Source organism: Jatrophihabitans sp., from assembly GCF_036000465.1.
In the GTDB taxonomy this organism is placed as follows: domain Bacteria; phylum Actinomycetota; class Actinomycetes; order Mycobacteriales; family Jatrophihabitantaceae; genus Jatrophihabitans.
Window position 1 is genome coordinate 22,586 of sequence record NZ_DASYFV010000059.1, and the last position, 15,375, is coordinate 37,960.

At 73.3% G+C, this 15,375-nt stretch carries 19 protein-coding genes; 9 read left to right on the top strand and 10 right to left on the bottom strand.

The genetic code is table 11. From position 1 onward, the window contains the following. Positions 1 to 24: 24 nt before the first annotated feature. Positions 25 to 1,146: a DNA glycosylase AlkZ-like family protein gene (locus tag VGN18_RS17495; protein WP_327541001.1), complete on the bottom strand. Its 1,122-nt coding sequence runs from the start codon at positions 1,144 to 1,146 to the stop codon at positions 25 to 27. Further along, complete coding sequence (locus VGN18_RS17500; protein WP_327541002.1) at positions 1,146 to 1,493, bottom strand: VOC family protein; 348 nt, start codon at positions 1,491 to 1,493, stop codon at positions 1,146 to 1,148. The genes VGN18_RS17495 and VGN18_RS17500 overlap by 1 nt, the downstream gene beginning before the upstream one ends. A gap of 120 nt (positions 1,494 to 1,613) precedes the next feature. On the opposite strand from VGN18_RS17500, the gene VGN18_RS17505 reads away from it, so the two are divergent. Then, positions 1,614 to 2,594: a YafY family protein gene (locus VGN18_RS17505; RefSeq protein ID WP_327541003.1), complete on the top strand. Its 981-nt coding sequence runs from the start codon at positions 1,614 to 1,616 to the stop codon at positions 2,592 to 2,594. Here VGN18_RS17505 and VGN18_RS17510 read toward each other — a convergent pair. Both VGN18_RS17510 and mca read right to left on the bottom strand, forming a co-directional pair. Beyond that, the gene (locus VGN18_RS17510; protein ID WP_327541004.1) at positions 2,570 to 2,869 is read right to left on the bottom strand and encodes a hypothetical protein; all 300 of its coding nucleotides are present in this window, start codon (positions 2,867 to 2,869) and stop codon (positions 2,570 to 2,572) included. The genes VGN18_RS17505 and VGN18_RS17510 overlap by 25 nt on opposite strands. Further along, the gene (gene mca / locus VGN18_RS17515; RefSeq protein WP_327541005.1) at positions 2,866 to 3,750 is read right to left on the bottom strand and encodes a mycothiol conjugate amidase Mca; all 885 of its coding nucleotides are present in this window, start codon (positions 3,748 to 3,750) and stop codon (positions 2,866 to 2,868) included. Before mca ends, VGN18_RS17510 begins: the two co-directional genes overlap by 4 nt. A gap of 203 nt (positions 3,751 to 3,953) precedes the next feature. Between mca and greA the strand changes: the two genes are divergently transcribed. Continuing rightward, positions 3,954 to 4,451 carry a transcription elongation factor GreA gene (greA, locus tag VGN18_RS17520; RefSeq protein WP_327541006.1) on the top strand — a complete coding sequence of 166 codons (498 nt, stop codon included), beginning with the start codon at positions 3,954 to 3,956 and terminating at the stop codon, positions 4,449 to 4,451. A 23-nt stretch (positions 4,452 to 4,474) separates the two neighbouring features. Here greA and VGN18_RS17525 read toward each other — a convergent pair whose 3' ends face one another. Next, complete coding sequence (locus VGN18_RS17525; protein WP_327541007.1) at positions 4,475 to 4,948, bottom strand: Lrp/AsnC family transcriptional regulator; 474 nt, start codon at positions 4,946 to 4,948, stop codon at positions 4,475 to 4,477. A 65-nt stretch (positions 4,949 to 5,013) separates the two neighbouring features. On the opposite strand from VGN18_RS17525, the gene VGN18_RS17530 reads away from it, so the two are divergent. Both VGN18_RS17530 and VGN18_RS17535 read left to right on the top strand, forming a co-directional pair. After that, the gene (locus tag VGN18_RS17530) at positions 5,014 to 5,733 is read left to right on the top strand and encodes a hypothetical protein (protein WP_327541008.1); all 720 of its coding nucleotides are present in this window, start codon (positions 5,014 to 5,016) and stop codon (positions 5,731 to 5,733) included. Positions 5,734 to 5,789: 56 nt separating this feature from the next. Further along, entirely contained in the window at positions 5,790 to 7,214 is a 1,425-nt protein-coding gene (locus VGN18_RS17535; protein ID WP_327541009.1) for a sigma 54-interacting transcriptional regulator, read from the top strand. Here the strand turns inward: VGN18_RS17535 and VGN18_RS17540 are convergent, their stop codons facing one another. From VGN18_RS17540 to VGN18_RS17550, 3 genes are all read right to left on the bottom strand, one after another. After that, positions 7,215 to 8,135 (bottom strand): hypothetical protein, encoded by a 921-nt coding sequence (locus tag VGN18_RS17540; protein WP_327541010.1) that lies wholly within the window; start codon positions 8,133 to 8,135, stop codon positions 7,215 to 7,217. 74 nt (positions 8,136 to 8,209) lie between these two features. After that, complete coding sequence (sigJ, locus tag VGN18_RS17545) at positions 8,210 to 9,109, bottom strand: RNA polymerase sigma factor SigJ (RefSeq protein ID WP_327541011.1); 900 nt, start codon at positions 9,107 to 9,109, stop codon at positions 8,210 to 8,212. Continuing rightward, positions 9,082 to 9,831, bottom strand: a complete 750-nt coding sequence (locus VGN18_RS17550) for an SDR family oxidoreductase (protein ID WP_327541012.1) — start codon at positions 9,829 to 9,831, stop codon at positions 9,082 to 9,084. The genes sigJ and VGN18_RS17550 overlap by 28 nt, the downstream gene beginning before the upstream one ends. A gap of 77 nt (positions 9,832 to 9,908) precedes the next feature. Here VGN18_RS17550 and VGN18_RS17555 point away from each other — a divergent pair, with 77 nt between their 5' ends. Further along, positions 9,909 to 10,274 (top strand): nuclear transport factor 2 family protein, encoded by a 366-nt coding sequence (locus VGN18_RS17555; RefSeq protein WP_327541013.1) that lies wholly within the window; start codon positions 9,909 to 9,911, stop codon positions 10,272 to 10,274. Here VGN18_RS17555 and VGN18_RS17560 read toward each other — a convergent pair. Then, entirely contained in the window at positions 10,265 to 11,437 is a 1,173-nt protein-coding gene (locus VGN18_RS17560; RefSeq protein ID WP_327541014.1) for a GNAT family N-acetyltransferase, read from the bottom strand. The genes VGN18_RS17555 and VGN18_RS17560 overlap by 10 nt on opposite strands. 22 nt (positions 11,438 to 11,459) lie before the next feature. Continuing rightward, the gene (locus tag VGN18_RS17565; protein WP_327541015.1) at positions 11,460 to 11,891 is read right to left on the bottom strand and encodes an ATP-binding cassette domain-containing protein; all 432 of its coding nucleotides are present in this window, start codon (positions 11,889 to 11,891) and stop codon (positions 11,460 to 11,462) included. Between the two features lie 166 nt (positions 11,892 to 12,057). Between VGN18_RS17565 and VGN18_RS17570 the strand changes: the two genes are divergently transcribed. The 4 genes from VGN18_RS17570 to VGN18_RS17585 are packed head-to-tail and all read left to right on the top strand — an operon-like array spanning position 12,058 to position 15,365. Further along, positions 12,058 to 14,001 (top strand): vWA domain-containing protein, encoded by a 1,944-nt coding sequence (locus VGN18_RS17570; protein ID WP_327541016.1) that lies wholly within the window; start codon positions 12,058 to 12,060, stop codon positions 13,999 to 14,001. After that, positions 13,998 to 14,414 (top strand): SET domain-containing protein, encoded by a 417-nt coding sequence (locus VGN18_RS17575; protein ID WP_327541017.1) that lies wholly within the window; start codon positions 13,998 to 14,000, stop codon positions 14,412 to 14,414. The genes VGN18_RS17570 and VGN18_RS17575 overlap by 4 nt, the downstream gene beginning before the upstream one ends. 22 nt (positions 14,415 to 14,436) lie before the next feature. Continuing rightward, positions 14,437 to 14,889: a hypothetical protein gene (locus tag VGN18_RS17580; RefSeq protein ID WP_327541018.1), complete on the top strand. Its 453-nt coding sequence runs from the start codon at positions 14,437 to 14,439 to the stop codon at positions 14,887 to 14,889. Between the two features lie 14 nt (positions 14,890 to 14,903). After that, a complete protein-coding gene (locus VGN18_RS17585) occupies positions 14,904 to 15,365 on the top strand; it encodes a GNAT family N-acetyltransferase (RefSeq protein ID WP_327541019.1) in 462 nt (153 codons plus the stop codon). Positions 15,366 to 15,375: the final 10 nt, after the last annotated feature.

The window sequence follows — 15,375 nt, forward strand, 5'->3', positions numbered from 1 at the left end:
TCGCGACTTGTCCGCCGGCCCGGGCTACGTCCTGCCGATGACGACGACGTCGGCGGCGCCGCGGACGGCGGCCACCCGCTCGGCCTCGGCGTCGACCTGTTTCCACACCGCGGCCGGGACGGAGCCGAAGGTCTCGACCGTGATCGTCAGCTTCTTGGCGCTGGCCCGGGTGCGCCACGCCCCGGCGACCTCGCCCTCGACGAGCAGCACGCCCGGGCGCCCGAGCACCGGCCACAGCGTCTTGTGGACGGACCTGTCCGGGACGATGAGCGCGCGGTCGCGGGCCTGCAGGTACGGGTCGAACGGGCCGAGCAGTCGGACGAGATCGGGCTCGGGCGCGCGGCGCAGCGCGGCCACGCAGTCGCCCGGCAGCCAGGCCTGCCGGCCGTCGACCGACACCTCCTCCAGGTCGTCGGGCCAGACCTCCCTGACGTCGGCCCGGCGCGCCTCGAGGTAGCCGGCGAACTCGGCGTCGGTGGCCGGACCGAGCAGCTCGAGGTAGCCGCGGGCCAGCTTCGCCAGCGCCTCGGGGTCGACCTGCTTCGGCAGCTTCGCGCCCGCACGCCTCAGCAGCACGGGCGGCGCCGTGCCGGGTTCGAGCTCCAGCCCGGCGGCCAGGGTCGCGGTCCGCATCGCCGAATCGCTGATGTGCTTGGCCCGGCACGGCCGGCAGTCGCGCAGCATGGCGGCCGGGAGCCGCTTCGACACCTCGGTGCTCGCCACCCCCTTCGCCGTCGCCTTGGTGACGACGGCCCGCAGCTCCTTCACCGCGGTCGTGAACTGGTCCAGGGCGGCGATGCCCGCCTTCGCCACGCTCGGGCCGGTCTCGTTCAACCGCCCGGCGGCGTCGGCCTCGGACAGCGGCCACAGTGCGGCGGCCAGGCCGTCGAGATCGCCGCGCCGGTGCACGTGCGGGGCGCCGCGCAGCGACCACGTGAGCGCGAGGTCGGTGCCGGGCCCGATCTCGGGGGACTCCGTGCCCGGCGGGAGGCGGGCCGCGAAGGCGAGCCCGGCCGGCTGGCCCATCGCCTCCTGCACGCCGATGTCGAGCACGGCCAGGCGCGCGAGCGACCGCCCGTCGCGGTGCAACCCCTGCGCCGCGATCCGGTACGCGATCACCTGCTCGCGGCCGACCTCGAGCACCATCAGACCGGCGCCTGGTTCGTCACGCAGAACGGGTGCCCGGCCGGGTCGAGCAGCACGCGCCACCGCTCGGGCTCGGGCTGGTGCCCGGCCGGGGTCGCGCCGAGCGCCACCGCGGCGTCGACCGCCTCGTCGAGATCGGTGACCGAGATGTCGAGGTGGTACTGCTTGCCGGTGTCGCCCTCGGGCCACGTCGGCCGCTGATAGTCGGGCACGTTGTAGGCACCGATCCAGGTGCCGCCGGGCAGCGCCACCCCGACGAAGTTCTCGCTGCTGAACCGCACCTCGCCGTCGAGCATCGCCGCCCAGAAGGCACCGAGCGCCTCCGGTTCGTCGCAGTCCAACGTCACCGACCAGAGCGTGCCGACCGCCATGTCATCCCCAACCGTTCGTAGAAGGTCATCCTGCCGAGATCAGCCTCGCGGCAAAACCTGACATCGAATGTCATGTTTCTGGACGAGAATGGCACCGTGCGAGCGAGCCGGCTGCTGTCGATCCTGCTGACCCTCTCCGTGCGCGGACGGGTGAGCGCGGCCCAGCTGGCCGAGGAGCTCGAGGTGTCCGTCCGCACCGTCCACCGCGACATCGAGGCTCTGAGCGCGGCGGGCGTGCCCCTGTACACGACCCGCGGGCGGGCCGGCGGGGTTCAGCTGCTCGACGGCTACCGCACCCGGCTGACCGGCATGACCGCCGACGAGGCCGAAGCACTGTTCCTGTCCGGCATCCCCGGCGCCGCCGCCGATCTCGGGCTGGGCAGCGTGCTGGCCGCGACCCAGCTCAAGCTGCTGGCCGCGTTGCCGCCCGAGCTGCGCGAGCGGGCGGCGACCATCCGCGACCGGTTCTTCCTCGACGCGCCCGGCTGGCTCCGCGAGGCCGACGCGCCGCCGTTCCTCGCCGCCGTCGCCGAAGCGGTGTGGACGCAGCGCCGCATCGACGTGCGGTACGAGCGCTCGAACCGGGCCGTCGACGAGCGCGTGCTCGACCCGCTCGGCCTGGTCCTCAAGGCCGGCACCTGGTACCTCGTGGCCGCCGGCGACACCGGTCGGCGCACCTACCGGGTGTCGCGGGTGCTGGCGGCGGCCGTCCGCGACGACACCTTCACCCGGCCCGGCGGGTTCGTCCTCGAGGAGTTCTGGGCCGAGTACCAGCGCGGCTACGCGCAGCGGGTCTACCGCGAGGCCGCCCGCGTGCGGCTTTCCGGGACCGGCCGGCAACTGCTGTTCCTGATCGGGACGGTGCCGGCCCGGCGGGCCCGGGCCACGATGTCGGCCCCGGACGCCGACGACTGGGTCGAGGCCACCGTGCCGATCGAGTCGGTGCGGCACGCCCAGCACGCGCTGTTGCAGCTCGTCGAGCACGTCGAGGTGCTGGAACCGGCGGAGCTGCGCGAGGCGATCGCGCGCACCGCGGCCCGCGTGGGTGCGCTCTACGCCGCGCCCGGCGGCGGCTGAGCCGCCGGGTTCGCCGGCGGGGCGTCGCCCGCCGGAGGTGCGGGCCGGCCCGTGAGCGGCGACGTGGACGCGTCGGCGTGCTCGCCCGAGGGGAACTTCTCGCGGACGGTGCGCAGGTGCTTCGACATCGACTTGAACAGGAAGTAGCAGGCGATGCAAAGCAGCAGGATGACCGCCAGCCCGATCGGGCCGGCCTTGGCGCCCTCGCCCGACGGCGTGCTCGACGACGGTGACGGGGTGGCCGTCGCGGCCGCCAGCAGCAGGCCGCGGATCATGATGTCACCCGGTCTCGGATGCCGGCGAACAGGTCGTCCTCGGGCAGCGGGGAGTCGACGAGCGAGCGGACGCGTTCGAAGTCGTCGGTCGGCCAGACCTCGCGCTGGATGTCGAGCGGGATCGAGAAGAACCATCCGTTCGGGTCGACCTGGGTGGCGTGGGCCAGCAGCGCGGCGTCGCGGCGCTCGAACCAGTCGCCCACCGGGACGCGGGTGGTGAGGTTGGGCTGGCGCCGCTCGCCCCACTTGGCCCGGCGCTCGCGCCACTCGGCGAACGGCGACTCGAGGCCCAGGCGCAGCATCGCCTCGTGCAGCGCCTCGGTGCGCTCGACGCTGAAGCCGACGTCGTAGTAGAGCTTCAGCGGCTGCCACGGCTCGCCGGCGTCGGGGAACTTGTCCGGGTCGGCCGCCGCGTCGAAGGCGGCGACCGAGATCTCGTGGGTGCGGATGTGGTCGGGGTGCGGGTAGCCGCCGAACTCGTCGTAGGTGGTGATGACGTGCGGACGGAAGCTGCGCACCTCCTTCACCAGCGTCTCGGTCGCCTCTTCGAGCGGAACGAGCGCGAAGCAGCCCTCGGGCAGCGGCGGGAGCGGGTCGCCCTCGGGCAGGCCGGAGTCGACGAAGCCGAGCCAGTGCTGGCGGACCCCGAGGATCGCCCGGGCGCGGTCCATCTCGGCGCGCCGGATCTCGCTGATGTTGTCCTCGATGTCCTTGCGGTGCTGCAGCGCGGGGTTGAGGATGCTGCCGCGCTCGCCGCCGGTGCAGGTGACGACGAGGACGTCGACGCCCTCGTCGACATAGCGGGCCATCATGGCCGCGCCCTTGCTGGACTCGTCGTCGGGGTGCGCGTGAACGGCCATCAACCGCAGCGGCTCAGGCACGGCGCGGCTCGTTCGTCGGGATGGGTCGGATGGGCACGGCCTCCATTGTCCCCGACGCCGCGACAACGCGCTGCCGCAGGCTCGTCACACCCCGGTCGCGGGCCGCCGCGCGGCCGGTTCGGGTTGCCCGTCCGCGCCGTAGCGGTGTTACCTTCGTGGTTTCGTCACGTCCGCTTCACCGCGCAACCCCTTGGAGTTCTGCTGTGTCCACGCCCGACGCCGCCAACGTCACCTGGCTCACCCAGGACGCCCACGACCGCCTGTCGCACGAGCTGGACGACCTGATCGCCAACCGCCCCGCGATGGCCAAGGAGATCAACGACCGCCGCGAGGAGGGCGACCTCAAGGAGAACGGCGGCTACCACGCGGCGCGCGAGGAGCAGGGCAAGCAGGAGGGCCGCATCCTGCAGCTGCAGACCCTGCTGCGCAGCGCCAAGGTCGGTGAGGCACCGGTCAGCGACGGCGTCGCCGGCCCCGGCATGCTCGTCACGGTGCGCTTCGACGGTGACGACGACGAGGAGAGCTTCCTCATCGGCTCCCGCGAGGAGGCCGAGACCGCCGGCGTCGAGGTCTACTCGTCCGCTTCGCCCCTCGGCAAGGCCCTCACCGGCGCCCGCGAGGGCGACACCGTCGAGTACGAGACGCCGAACGGCAAGGTCGTCAAGGTCACCCTCGTCACGGCCAAGCCCTTCCAGGGCTGAGCCGGCCGGGCTCGGACCGGCGGTCAGACCAGCGGCAGGACCCGGTGCGACACCGGGTTCGACAGCGCGATCACCGTCGACGTCCGCACGATCTGCGGGAACTCCGTCACCCGGTCCAGCACCTGCTGCAGGTCGTCGTTCGAGCGGGCCACCAGCCGGCACAGCATGTCGCCCTGGCCGGTGATCGTGTGCACCTCGAGCACCTCCGGGATCGAACGCAGGTGACCCAACACCTCCTGACCGCGACCCTGCCGGATCTCGAGGGTGGCGAACGCCGTCACCGCGTAGCCGAGGGCCACCGGGTCGAGCGTCGGTGCGAACGTCGCGATCACGCCGCGCTCCACCAGCCGGTCGAGCCGGGCCTGCACCGTCGCCCGGGCCACGCCGAGGCGGCGCGACAGCTCGAGCACCCCGACGCGGGGCGCCTCGTCGAGCTCGCGCAGCAGGCGGGCGTCGAGGTCGTCGATGCGGCGACGATCGCCGTCGGGGCCGGGCACCGATACAGCGTGGCACGGCCGTTCGCCACTTCCGCACGCGGCGCGGGGACGACATCATGATCGGCATGACGGCCATGCCCAACGCGCGCCTGCGGCTCGCCGTCACGCTGGTCGTCGCGGCGACCCTCGCCGCCTGCGCGAGCTCGACAACCCGCGGCAGCGGGGTGGCAGCGTCCCCGACCGGCTCCTCGGGCGGGTCGACCGCCGACTTCCCCGCCTCGTCCGGCGGGGCCGGGTCGAGCCCCCCGAGCAGCGGCCCGGCCTCGCCGCCGGCGAGCAGCCCGGTCATCCCGGCGCCCGCGACCCCGATCGAGACCCACACCGTCACCTCGGACAACCGCACCTACGTCGTGCAGGTCTGGGTCCGCAAGCGCGACACCGAGTGCATCACGCACGCGCACGGCAAGCCGCTCCTCGACTTCCTGCGGCAGCACCCGTGCCTCGGGCTCGAACGCGTCCTCGCGACCACCACGGTCGGCGGGCGCCCGGTTGGGTACGCCGAGTCGTCCACCGGCTTCCGGAGCACCACGGGCAACCTCTACGCCAACGCCGCCGAGTTCAAGCGGCTCGAACTCGCCGACAACACCGGCAGCATCAACGACCTGCTCAGCGAGGGCTACCGGCTGCCCCGCGGCCCGACGTCCATCCCGCCCGGCGAGGCCTTCGGCGTCATCGGCCAGGACAACGGCGTCGCCGTCTGGGATGTCTGGTACCTCGACGGTCCGACGCAGTCGCAGGACAAGGCGCTGCTGCAGGTCATCACCGACCTGTACCTGCAGTTCTGACGGCGGGCCGTCGCGACCGGTGGCGGGGGGGCGTGCCACCGACGTAGCGTCATGGGGTGAACGCACCAACGATCGCGACCCTCGGCGAACTCCGTACCTCCGGGCACGTCCACCGCTCGGTGAAGACCGAGATCCGGCAGAACCTCATCACCCGACTGGCCGCGGGGCAGCCGTCGCTGCCCGGCATCGTCGGCTTCGACGACACGGTCGTGCCCGAGGTCGAGCGGGCGCTGCTGGCCGGGCACGACCTCGTGCTGCTCGGCGAGCGCGGGCAGGGCAAGACCCGGCTGATCCGCACCCTGCTCGGCCTGCTCGACGAGTGGACCCCGGTCGTCGCCGGCTGCGAGATCAACGACCACCCGTACTCGCCGATCTGCGTGCGCTGCCAGAACCTCGTCGCCGAGGACGGCGAGCTGACCCCGGTCGCGTGGAAGCACCGCAGCGAGCGGTTCGGCGAGAAGCTGGCGACCCCCGACACGAGCGTCGGCGACCTCATCGGCGACATCGACCCGATCAAGGTGGCGCAGGGCCGCACCCTGGGCGATCCCGAGACGGTGCACTACGGGCTGGTGCCGCGCACGAACCGGGGCATCTTCGCGATCAACGAGCTGCCCGACCTCGCCGAGCGCATCCAGGTGGCGCTGCTGAACGTGCTCGAGGAGCGCGACATCCAGGTGCGCGGCTACCAGCTGCGGCTGCCGCTCGACCTGCTCGTCGTGGCGAGCGCGAACCCCGAGGACTACACGAACCGGGGTCGCATCATCACCCCGCTCAAGGACCGCTTCGGTGCCGAGGTGCGCACCCACTACCCGCTCGAGCTGACCGACGAGCTGGCCCTCATCGCGCAGGAGGCGGCGGTCCTCTGGGACGACACCGACTTCGCGGCGCCGCTCGTGCCCTCGCACCTGCTCGAGGTGATCGGTCGCTTCGCCCGGGCCGTGCGCGATGCGCCGCAGGTCGACCAGCGCTCCGGTGTCTCGGCCCGCTTCGCGATCGCCGCGGTCGAGACGGTGGCCGCGGCCGCGGTGCGTCGCGCGGCGATCGTCGGGGAGGGCGCGGCCGTCGCGCGGGTCTGCGACCTGCCGGCGATCGTCCCGGCCTCGCGCGGCAAGGTCGAGTTCGACGACGCCGACGAGGGCCGCGAGTTCGAGGTGCTCGAGCACCTGCTGCGCCGCGCGATCGTCGAGACGTTCCGCGCCCGCTTGGCCGGGCTCGACCTGCGGGTGCTGCAGGAGCGCTTCGACGGCGGCCTGACCGTGACGACCGGCGACACCGTCGGCGCCCAGGAGCTGCTGACCCAGCTCGGCCCGGTGCCGGTGCTGTCGGCGCTGCTCGACCGCCTCGAGCCCGACGGTGTCGGGGAGGGGCCGGCGGCCATCGGCGTCGCCGCGTCGGTGGTCGAGTTCGCCCTCGAAGGGCTCTACCTCAACCGCCGGCTCGCGAAGGACACCGACGGCGCCCGGACGGTGTACGGGGCGTGATCAGAGCCCGCTGAGGCAGCCCTTCTGGCCCGACGAGTTCGGGTAGCCGGTGCCGCCGGTGTAGGCCGCGTTGCTCCACTCGCCCTGCAGTTTCCATCGGCTGCCGTTCGAGAACGTAACGAGCGGGGCGCCGAAGGTCCAGGCGCACTTGTCGCCGTTCTCGGCGCCGCTGCCGTCGTACCAGGCACCCGGGCTGGCCGGGTCGGACCGCGCCTCGGAGAGCTCGTGCGCGGTCACGTTGGCCAGCGCCGCGAGGCCCTGGCTGTGCAGGCCGCTCGAGTCCTGCGGGTCGCAGCCGGCGTCGCCGTCGAGGTTGAAGAAGAAGGCGAACTCGACGCGAACACCGCTGACCGTGCCGGACGAGTGCCACGCGCAGTACTGGGCGCTGCCGCGCTTCACGTCGGTGTAGACCGGGTAGTAGCCGTTGCCGCTCGGGTCCGGCTTCTGGTTGTTGGCCGCCAGCGCGCGAGCGACCTCGTTCAGGATCACTGAGGTGCTGCCACCGCCCGACGCCGTCGACGCGTCGATGATGTGGCCGGTGTGGGAGAGGGTCGCGCCGACCTGACCGTTGCTGCCGGTGTACTCGTCGGATGTCCTGGCGTAGTTGGAGCCGCTCTGCCCGGTGTACCAGCTGTCCAGTCCGGTGATCTTGTCGCCGACGAAGGTGCTGTTGCTCCAGCTCGGGCCCCAGAAGATCGCCGTGCTGGTCGCGGTCGGCATGATGACGCCGCCGTGATAGGTCATGTTCGGGGTTCTGGACGGCCGCGCCGCCTTGGCGAACCGGGCGTCCTTGGCGTGGATCTGACCGTGCGCCACCGGGTCGGCGACGACGGTCGGCCGTGCAGCCGAGGAGGAGGCGATCGGCACGGTGACGGCGAGCACCGCCGCTCCGGCGAGCACGATGAGGGGACGACGCTTCATGGGAATCCTCGCTGTCACGTGAACGCGGTGTTGGTTCGGATGCTGACAGCACAGGTCGGTGTCGTCAATGGCGCTCAGCGCGGCAGTTTGTCGGGCGCGACGACGAAGTCGAGCCGGACGATCTTCGCCCGCTGAACGGTGATCGCCACGACGCCGGCGAGCCGCTCGCCCGCGAACAGACCGAGGCCGGTGCGACCGTTCACGACGACCGGCGCGATGTGCTGGCCCTCCTCGGCCTTGGCCGCGATGCCGAGGACGAAACGTCCCACCTTGTCGGCCCCGACGACCGGCCGCCGCGCCGCCGTCACGTGGCCGCCGCCGTCGCTCGTCAACACGACGTCGGGGTCGAGCACGCCCAGCAACGCCGACAGGTCCCCCGTCGCAGTGGCGCGGGCGAACGCCGCGACCGCGGCGTCGTGCTCCGACGGCGCGACGTCGAGGCGGGGTGAGCGCTCGGCGACGTGGGCCCGGGCCCGCGAGGCCAACTGCCGCACCGCCGCCGGGGAGCGTCCGACGATCTCGCCGACCTCGGCGAACGGGACGCCGAACAGGTCGTGCAGCACCCACGTCGTCCGCTCGGCCGGCGACAGCGTCTCGAGCACCACCATGAGGGCGAAGCTGACGGACTCGTCGAGCGTGACGCGGTCGGCCGGGTCGTCCGATCCGGTGGCGACGACCGGCTCGGGCAGCCACGGGCCGACATAGGTCTCGCGGCGCACGCGGGCCGAGCGCAGCACGTCGAGCGCGAGCCGGGCCACCGCGACCGTCGCCCAGGCCTCGACGTCCTCGATCGGCTCGCGGGCATCGGCCCGCACGAGTCGCAGCCAGCCGTCGGACACGACGTCCTCGGCGTCGCCGGTGCTGCCCAGGACGGCGTAGGCGACCCGGTTCAGCCGGGGCCGGGCGGCCGCGTAGGCCCGGGCGAGCTCGTCGGTGCGGGCCACGCTCATGCCGGCGCAGTGGCCCGCAGCCACTGGTCGAAGGTCTGCGTGCCGCGGGGGCCGTCGCCGCTCGGCAGCAGGCCGCCATCGACCATCGCCCGGCCCGCCCGGCCGGGCAGCCGGAACGCGAGCACCCGCTCGGGCCGCGCGCGGGCCTGTAGCACCGCGCGCACCAGATCGGGCAGTTCGCGCACCTCCGGGCCGGCGAGCTCGGGCGCGAGCCCGACCGGTTCGGCGGCGACGAGCGCCGCCAGCGCGCCGGCGACCTCCCGCGCGGCGACCGGCTGGGTCCGCATCCGGGGGACGACGGCCAGCGGCCCCTTGGCGAATCGGTCGAGCGTCTGCTCGGCGAATTCGTGGAACTGGGTGGCCCGCAGGATGGTCACCGGCCGGCCGCTGTCGAGCGCCAGCTGCTCCTGGCGCCGCTTGCCCGCGTAGTAGCCCAGGTCGACCCGGTCGATGCCGACGATCGAGAGGATCACGTGGTGCCGCACACCGGCCCGGAACCCGGCGTCGAGCAGGCTGGTGGTGGCCGCCTCGAAGAACGCCACGGCGGCCTTGCGGCTGGCGGTGGTCACGTTGCTGACGTTGACGACGCCATCGGCCCGCTCGAGGGCCGCGTCGAGCCCGGCACCGGTGGTGACGTCGACCCCGAGACTGCGGGCCACCACCACCGGCTCGTGCCCCGCCGCCCTGAGCGCCGGCACCACGTACCGCCCGACGACACCCGTCCCACCTACCACTGCCACGCGCATGCGAATCCCCTCTCGTGAACGTTCTACCGCTGGGACGGCGTAGCCCGCGAGAACGTGACACCCGATAGGTTCCGGCCATGGGCGCATTCCGAGGAGCGGTCGAAACGCACGACATGGCGGCGGTCGAGGCGGTGCTGCACCCCGACGTCGTGTTCCGCAGCCCGGCCGTGCACAAGCCCTACGAGGGCCTCCAGGCGACGATGCTGCTGCTGCGCACCGTCTTCGAGGTGTTCGAGGACTTCCGCTACGTCGGCCAGATCGTCGAGGGCGACGAGGAGATGCTGCGCTTCGCGGCCCGCATCGGCGACCGCGCGGTCGACGGCATCGACGTGCTGCGCTACGACGACGCCGGACGCGTCGTCGAGTTGACCGTGTTCGTGCGGCCGTTCTCGGGACTGACCGCACTGAAGGACGCGATGGCGGCCCGGCTGGCTCAGAAGTAGTCGAGCACCTGGGCCGGCGACGACGGCAGCAGCAGGTCCAGCGCCCGGGCGTCCGCCGGCGTCGGCGCCCGCAGGTCGCCGCTCTGGAGCAACAGCGCGGCCGAGGCCGCCCCGGCGTACAGCAGCCCGAACCCGGCGACGGTGAGCTCCAGCGACGGCGACGCGGACGAGGGGGTGAGTGTCGCCCCGCCCCCGGACACCTCGAGGCTCCAGGTTCCCGTGTTCCAGGGCGCGAGCGGGTCGTGCAGCGCGAAGACGACGCGGCCCTCGCGTCCGGTCACCCAGCCGCGCTGCGCCACGGCGGCGACCACGTCGACCGGGCGAAGCATCAGCGTCTCGGCGCTGTGCTCGGTGCCGATCTCCCACGGCAGCAGCCGGCTGAACGCGTCGAACGCGAGCGGGCGCAGCCGCAGCGTCGGCGCCACGCTGGCCCAGCCGGCCAGCATCGCGGCGAGCTCGCGGGCGGCCGCGTCGGTGGTGGCCAACAGGTCGGGCACCGTGAGCACCGAGCCGGCGTGGTAGCCGCCGGTGTGCTCCCACGAGGCGTAGCCAACGACGTCGTCGCCGTCGCACACGAGGGACAGGCCGTCGTCGGGCAGTTCGGTGCGCTCGCCGAACCGGCCGCCTTGCCGGGTCAGCAGTCCGCACCGGGCGCGCGCCACGGCGGTGTAGAGGTCGGCGATGGCGGGCAGGTCGGCCACCGTGCCCGGGCGCAGGGTGAGGCCGGCGTCGCCCGGCGTGACGCGCAGCGCGTGGGTCGGCAGGTCGACGGTGCGCAGCCGGCCGACCGTCACCCAGCCGCTCGCGCGGTAGGCCGCGGCCACGGTCGGGAACAACGTGCTGATCGCCGCGCCGCGCTCGCGGGCCGAGGCGAGCACGTGCCGCAGCATGGCCCGGCCGACTCCCCCGCGGCGGTACTCGGGCAGCACCGCCACGCCGCCGATGTCGGACGACGCGACGACCTCGCCGTCCCACCACTGGTCGTCGGCCAGGTCGGCGAGGGTGCCGACGAGCCGGTCGCCGTCGAACGCGCCGATGCGCACCACTCCCGGTGGTGGCGTCGCCGGCGGGGTCACGCTCGCCGGGAACCCGAAGGCGTGCCGGCGCAGCTCCCACCCCGCGTCGCGTTCCGATTCGCGCAGCGACCTGATCTCCAGTCCCATGCCGCGGACCCTACGGCGCGGGTCAGGCCGACCGGAGCAGACCGGCCTCGATGCGGACCGCGAGGTCGGTGCGGCGCCGCGCGAACTGCGAGACGCGGTGCGTCACCAGCACGACCGCCCGGCTGCCGTCGAGCAGGCGGCCCAGCACCCGCTCCTCGGTGTCCGGATCGAGCGCGCTCGTGGCCTCGTCGAGCAGCAGCAGTTCGGGCGAGCGCAGCAGGGCCCGCGCGATGCTCAGCCGTTGCTGCTCGCCTCCGGAGAGCTCTACGTTCTCGTGCAGGTCGGCGTCGAGACCGCCGGGGCGGACGGTGAGCCCGCGCACCGACAGGATCGCAGTGGACGCCGGCCAGGCCTGTGGCGCCCGAGCCGAGGCGATGGCGGCGAACGACAGCTCGGCCGACGGCTGCACGAAGGAGCGGCGGATCTCGCGGGCCCGGCGCGCCTCCTCGGTCACAATCGACATCCAGGCGGCCGACGCGTCGTGGGCCCGCACGACATCGCGGCCGACGCGTGCCGGCCGGACGTCACCGCGTTCCTCGACGACATGGTCTCGCACCGGCTCGTCAGCCGGCAGGCCTGACCGGCCGCCTCGTCGCGATTTCGGACTACCGTGCTTTTGTATGAGTGTTCGTTACGGCGCCTGGCACGGCGGCCCCGATCCGCTCGAGCCGCCGTACGACATCCGGCAGGCCCTCGACGAGATCGGTGACGACGTGCTCTCGGGCATGTCACCCCGCTCGGCGTTGAACCGGCTGCTGCGCCGGGGCAGCACCGGCCGCGACGGGCTCGACTCGCTGCGCCGCCAGGCCCGCGAACGGGCCCGCGAGCTGCGCCGGGGTGGACGCCTCGACGGCACTCTCGACCAGGTGCGCGCACTGCTCGACACCGCGCTCGAGGAGGAGCGCCGCGCGCTGTTCCCCGACCCGTCCGACACCGCTCGGATGGCCGAGGCCGAGCTCGACGCGCTGCCCCGCGACACCGCCCGCGCCGTGCGCGACCTCGCCGACTTCCAGTGGCGCTCGCCCGAGGCGCGGGCGGCGTACCAGCAGATCCAGGACCTGTTACGCAGCGAGGTGCTCGACGCCCAGTTCGCCGGCATGCGCGAGGCGATGCAGAACGCGACGCCGGAGGATCTCGCCCGCGTCCGCGACATGATGAACGCGCTGAACGACATGCTCGACGCCGATGCGCGCGGCGAGCACACGCAGGACGACTTCGAGCAGTTCATGCGCGAGTACGGCGACTTCTTCCCGGAGCAGCCGCAGAACCTCGACCAGCTGATCGACTCCCTCGCCCGCCGGGCCGCGGCCGCGCAGCAGCTCCTGGACTCGCTCACCCCCGAGCAGCGCAACGAGCTGGCCGGGCTGATGGCGCAGGCGATGGGGCAGTCCGGGCTGGCGGAGCAGATGGACCGGCTGCGCCAGGGCCTGCAGTCGGCCCGGCCCGATCTTCGCTGGGGCGGCCGCACCCGCATGGACGGCGAGGAGGGCTTGGGCTACTCCGACGCCACCGGCGCGATCGCCGAGCTGGCCGACCTCGATCAGCTCGACGAGCTGCTGGGCCAGGACTACCCCGGCGCCAGCCTCGACGACATCGACGAGGAGCTCATCGAGCGCGCGCTCGGCCGCGCCGCCGTCGACGACATGGCCCAGCTGCGACGGATCGAGCGCGAGCTGCGCGAGCAGGGTTACGTGCAGAAGGGTGGGGACGGCCTGCGGCTGAGTCCGCGCGCGCTGCGTCGGCTCGGCAGCACGGCGTTGAAGCGGGTGTTCGCCCTCGTCGAGTCGCGCGGTCGCGGCACGCACGACGTCCGTGACGCGGGGGCGGCCGGCGAGGTGACCGGCGCCAGCCGCGAGTGGCGCTTCGGTGACGAGCAGCCGCTCGACGTCGTCCGCTCGCTGCGCAACGCGGTCATGCGCGATCCGTCCGACGTCCGGCTGCAGGCCGACGACTTCGAGGTCGTCGAGACCGAGCGACGCGCGTCGGCGGCGATCGCGCTGCTCGTCGACATGTCGTACTCGATGGAGCTGCGCGGCACGTGGGGCGAGGCGAAGACGACCGCGCTGGCGCTGCACTCGCTCGTCACCACGAAGTACCCGCAGGACGCCATCGAGATCATCGGCTTCAGCGACTACGCGCGGGTGATGACGCCGAACGCGCTCGTCGAACACGACTGGGACCGCGTGCAGGGCACCAACCTGCAGCACGGGCTGATGCTGGCGCGTCGGCACCTCGACAAGCACCGCGGCAGCGACCCGATGATCCTGGTGATCACCGACGGCGAGCCGACCGCGCACCTCGCCGCCGACGGCTTCGCCGACTTCGCCTGGCCGCCGACCCGCGAGACGATCGCGGCCACGCTCGCCGAGGTCGAGCGGTGCACCCGCCGCGGCGCGACGATCAACGTCTTCATGCTCGACGACGACCCGCGCCTCGTGGCCTTCATGCAGGAGGTCGGTCAGCGCAACGGCGGTCGGGTCTTCCAGCCCAAGCGTGGTTCGCTCGGCGAGTACGTCGTCGAGGACTACCTGAGCCGCCGGCGCGGACGCCGCCGCGCCGGGTGAGCGCCACGCTGCACGAGCACGTCGCCGTCGACATCTCGTCCGTCGCCGGGCAGGGCGTGCTCGCCGCCGCCCGGATCGCGGCCGGCACGGTGGTCGTCACCTTCGACGCCCCGGTGTCCACCGTCACCGACTTCGGCTCGCTCAACCACAGCTGCGACCCCGACCTCGGCTGGGACGGCGCGACGACGCTCGTCGCGCTGCGCGACGTCGCCGCCGGTGAGGAGCTCACGGCCGACTACTCGACCGCGATCACCGACCGGGAGTTCGTGCTGCGCTGCCACTGCCCGTCCTCGCGCTGCCGGCAGATGGTGACCGGCGACGACTGGCAGATCAGGCAGCTGCAGCAGCGCTACGCCGGTCACTGGCATCCGGACGTGCAACGTCGCATCGACGAGGCTCCGCCGGCTGCGTAGGCGCGGCCGATAGCCTCGGCTCATGTTCGACATCCTGCTCGCGCTGCACCTGCTGTTCGCCGTCTTCGCCGTCGGCCCGCTCGTCGCCGCGGCGACCACGGCCGGGCGCGGGGTGCGCCGGGGTGACGGCGCGGCCACCGCGGCCTCGGCCCGCATGCTCAAGCTCTACTCCTACGCCTCGCTGCTCGTCGTGATCGTCGGCATGGGACTCATGAGCGCGGACGACCCGGACCAGAAGGGCGTGAAGGTCGGCCAGATCAGCCAGCTCTGGATCTGGCTCTCGCTCGTGCTCTGGGTCGTCGCGATCGGGCTCGTGCTCGGGCTCGTCGTGCCCACCCTCGACAAGGCCACGAAGCACATCGGCGAGGAGCAGTCGGTGGTCGCGCTCACCGGCCGCATCGCCGCCGCCGGTGGCGTCGTCGGCATCCTGTTCGCGGTGATCATCTTCCTGATGGTCTACCGCCCCGGCCACTGACCGTGCACGTCGCGGTGGTCGACGCGGCGGCCACGCGTCCCCTCCGCCTCGCCGTCCTGCGGCCGACCTGGCCCGCCGACGCCCGCATGCCCGGCGACGACCGGCCCGGCGCGGTGCACCTCGCCGCCCTCGACGGTGACGAGGTCGTCGGCGCCGGCCTCGTGCTGGCCGCGCCGTATCCGGAGCGACCGGCGGTCGAGGCGGCGTGGCAGCTGCGCGGCATGGCCACCGCTCCCTCGCGGCGCAGTCAGGGCATCGGCGGCCTCGTGCTCGACGCCGCCGTCGCCCTGGTCGCCGACCGCGGCGGCCGGCTGCTGTGGTGCGGTGCCCGTCTCCCCGCGGTCGCGTTCTACGAGCGGCACGGGTTCACGACCGAGGGCGACGAGTACGTCCAGCCCGAGACCGGTCTCCCCCACGTCCACATGTGGCGCGGTCCGGCAACCACCGTGGGCGGGTCGGGGAAGGTCTCGGGGTGATGCCCGGCCA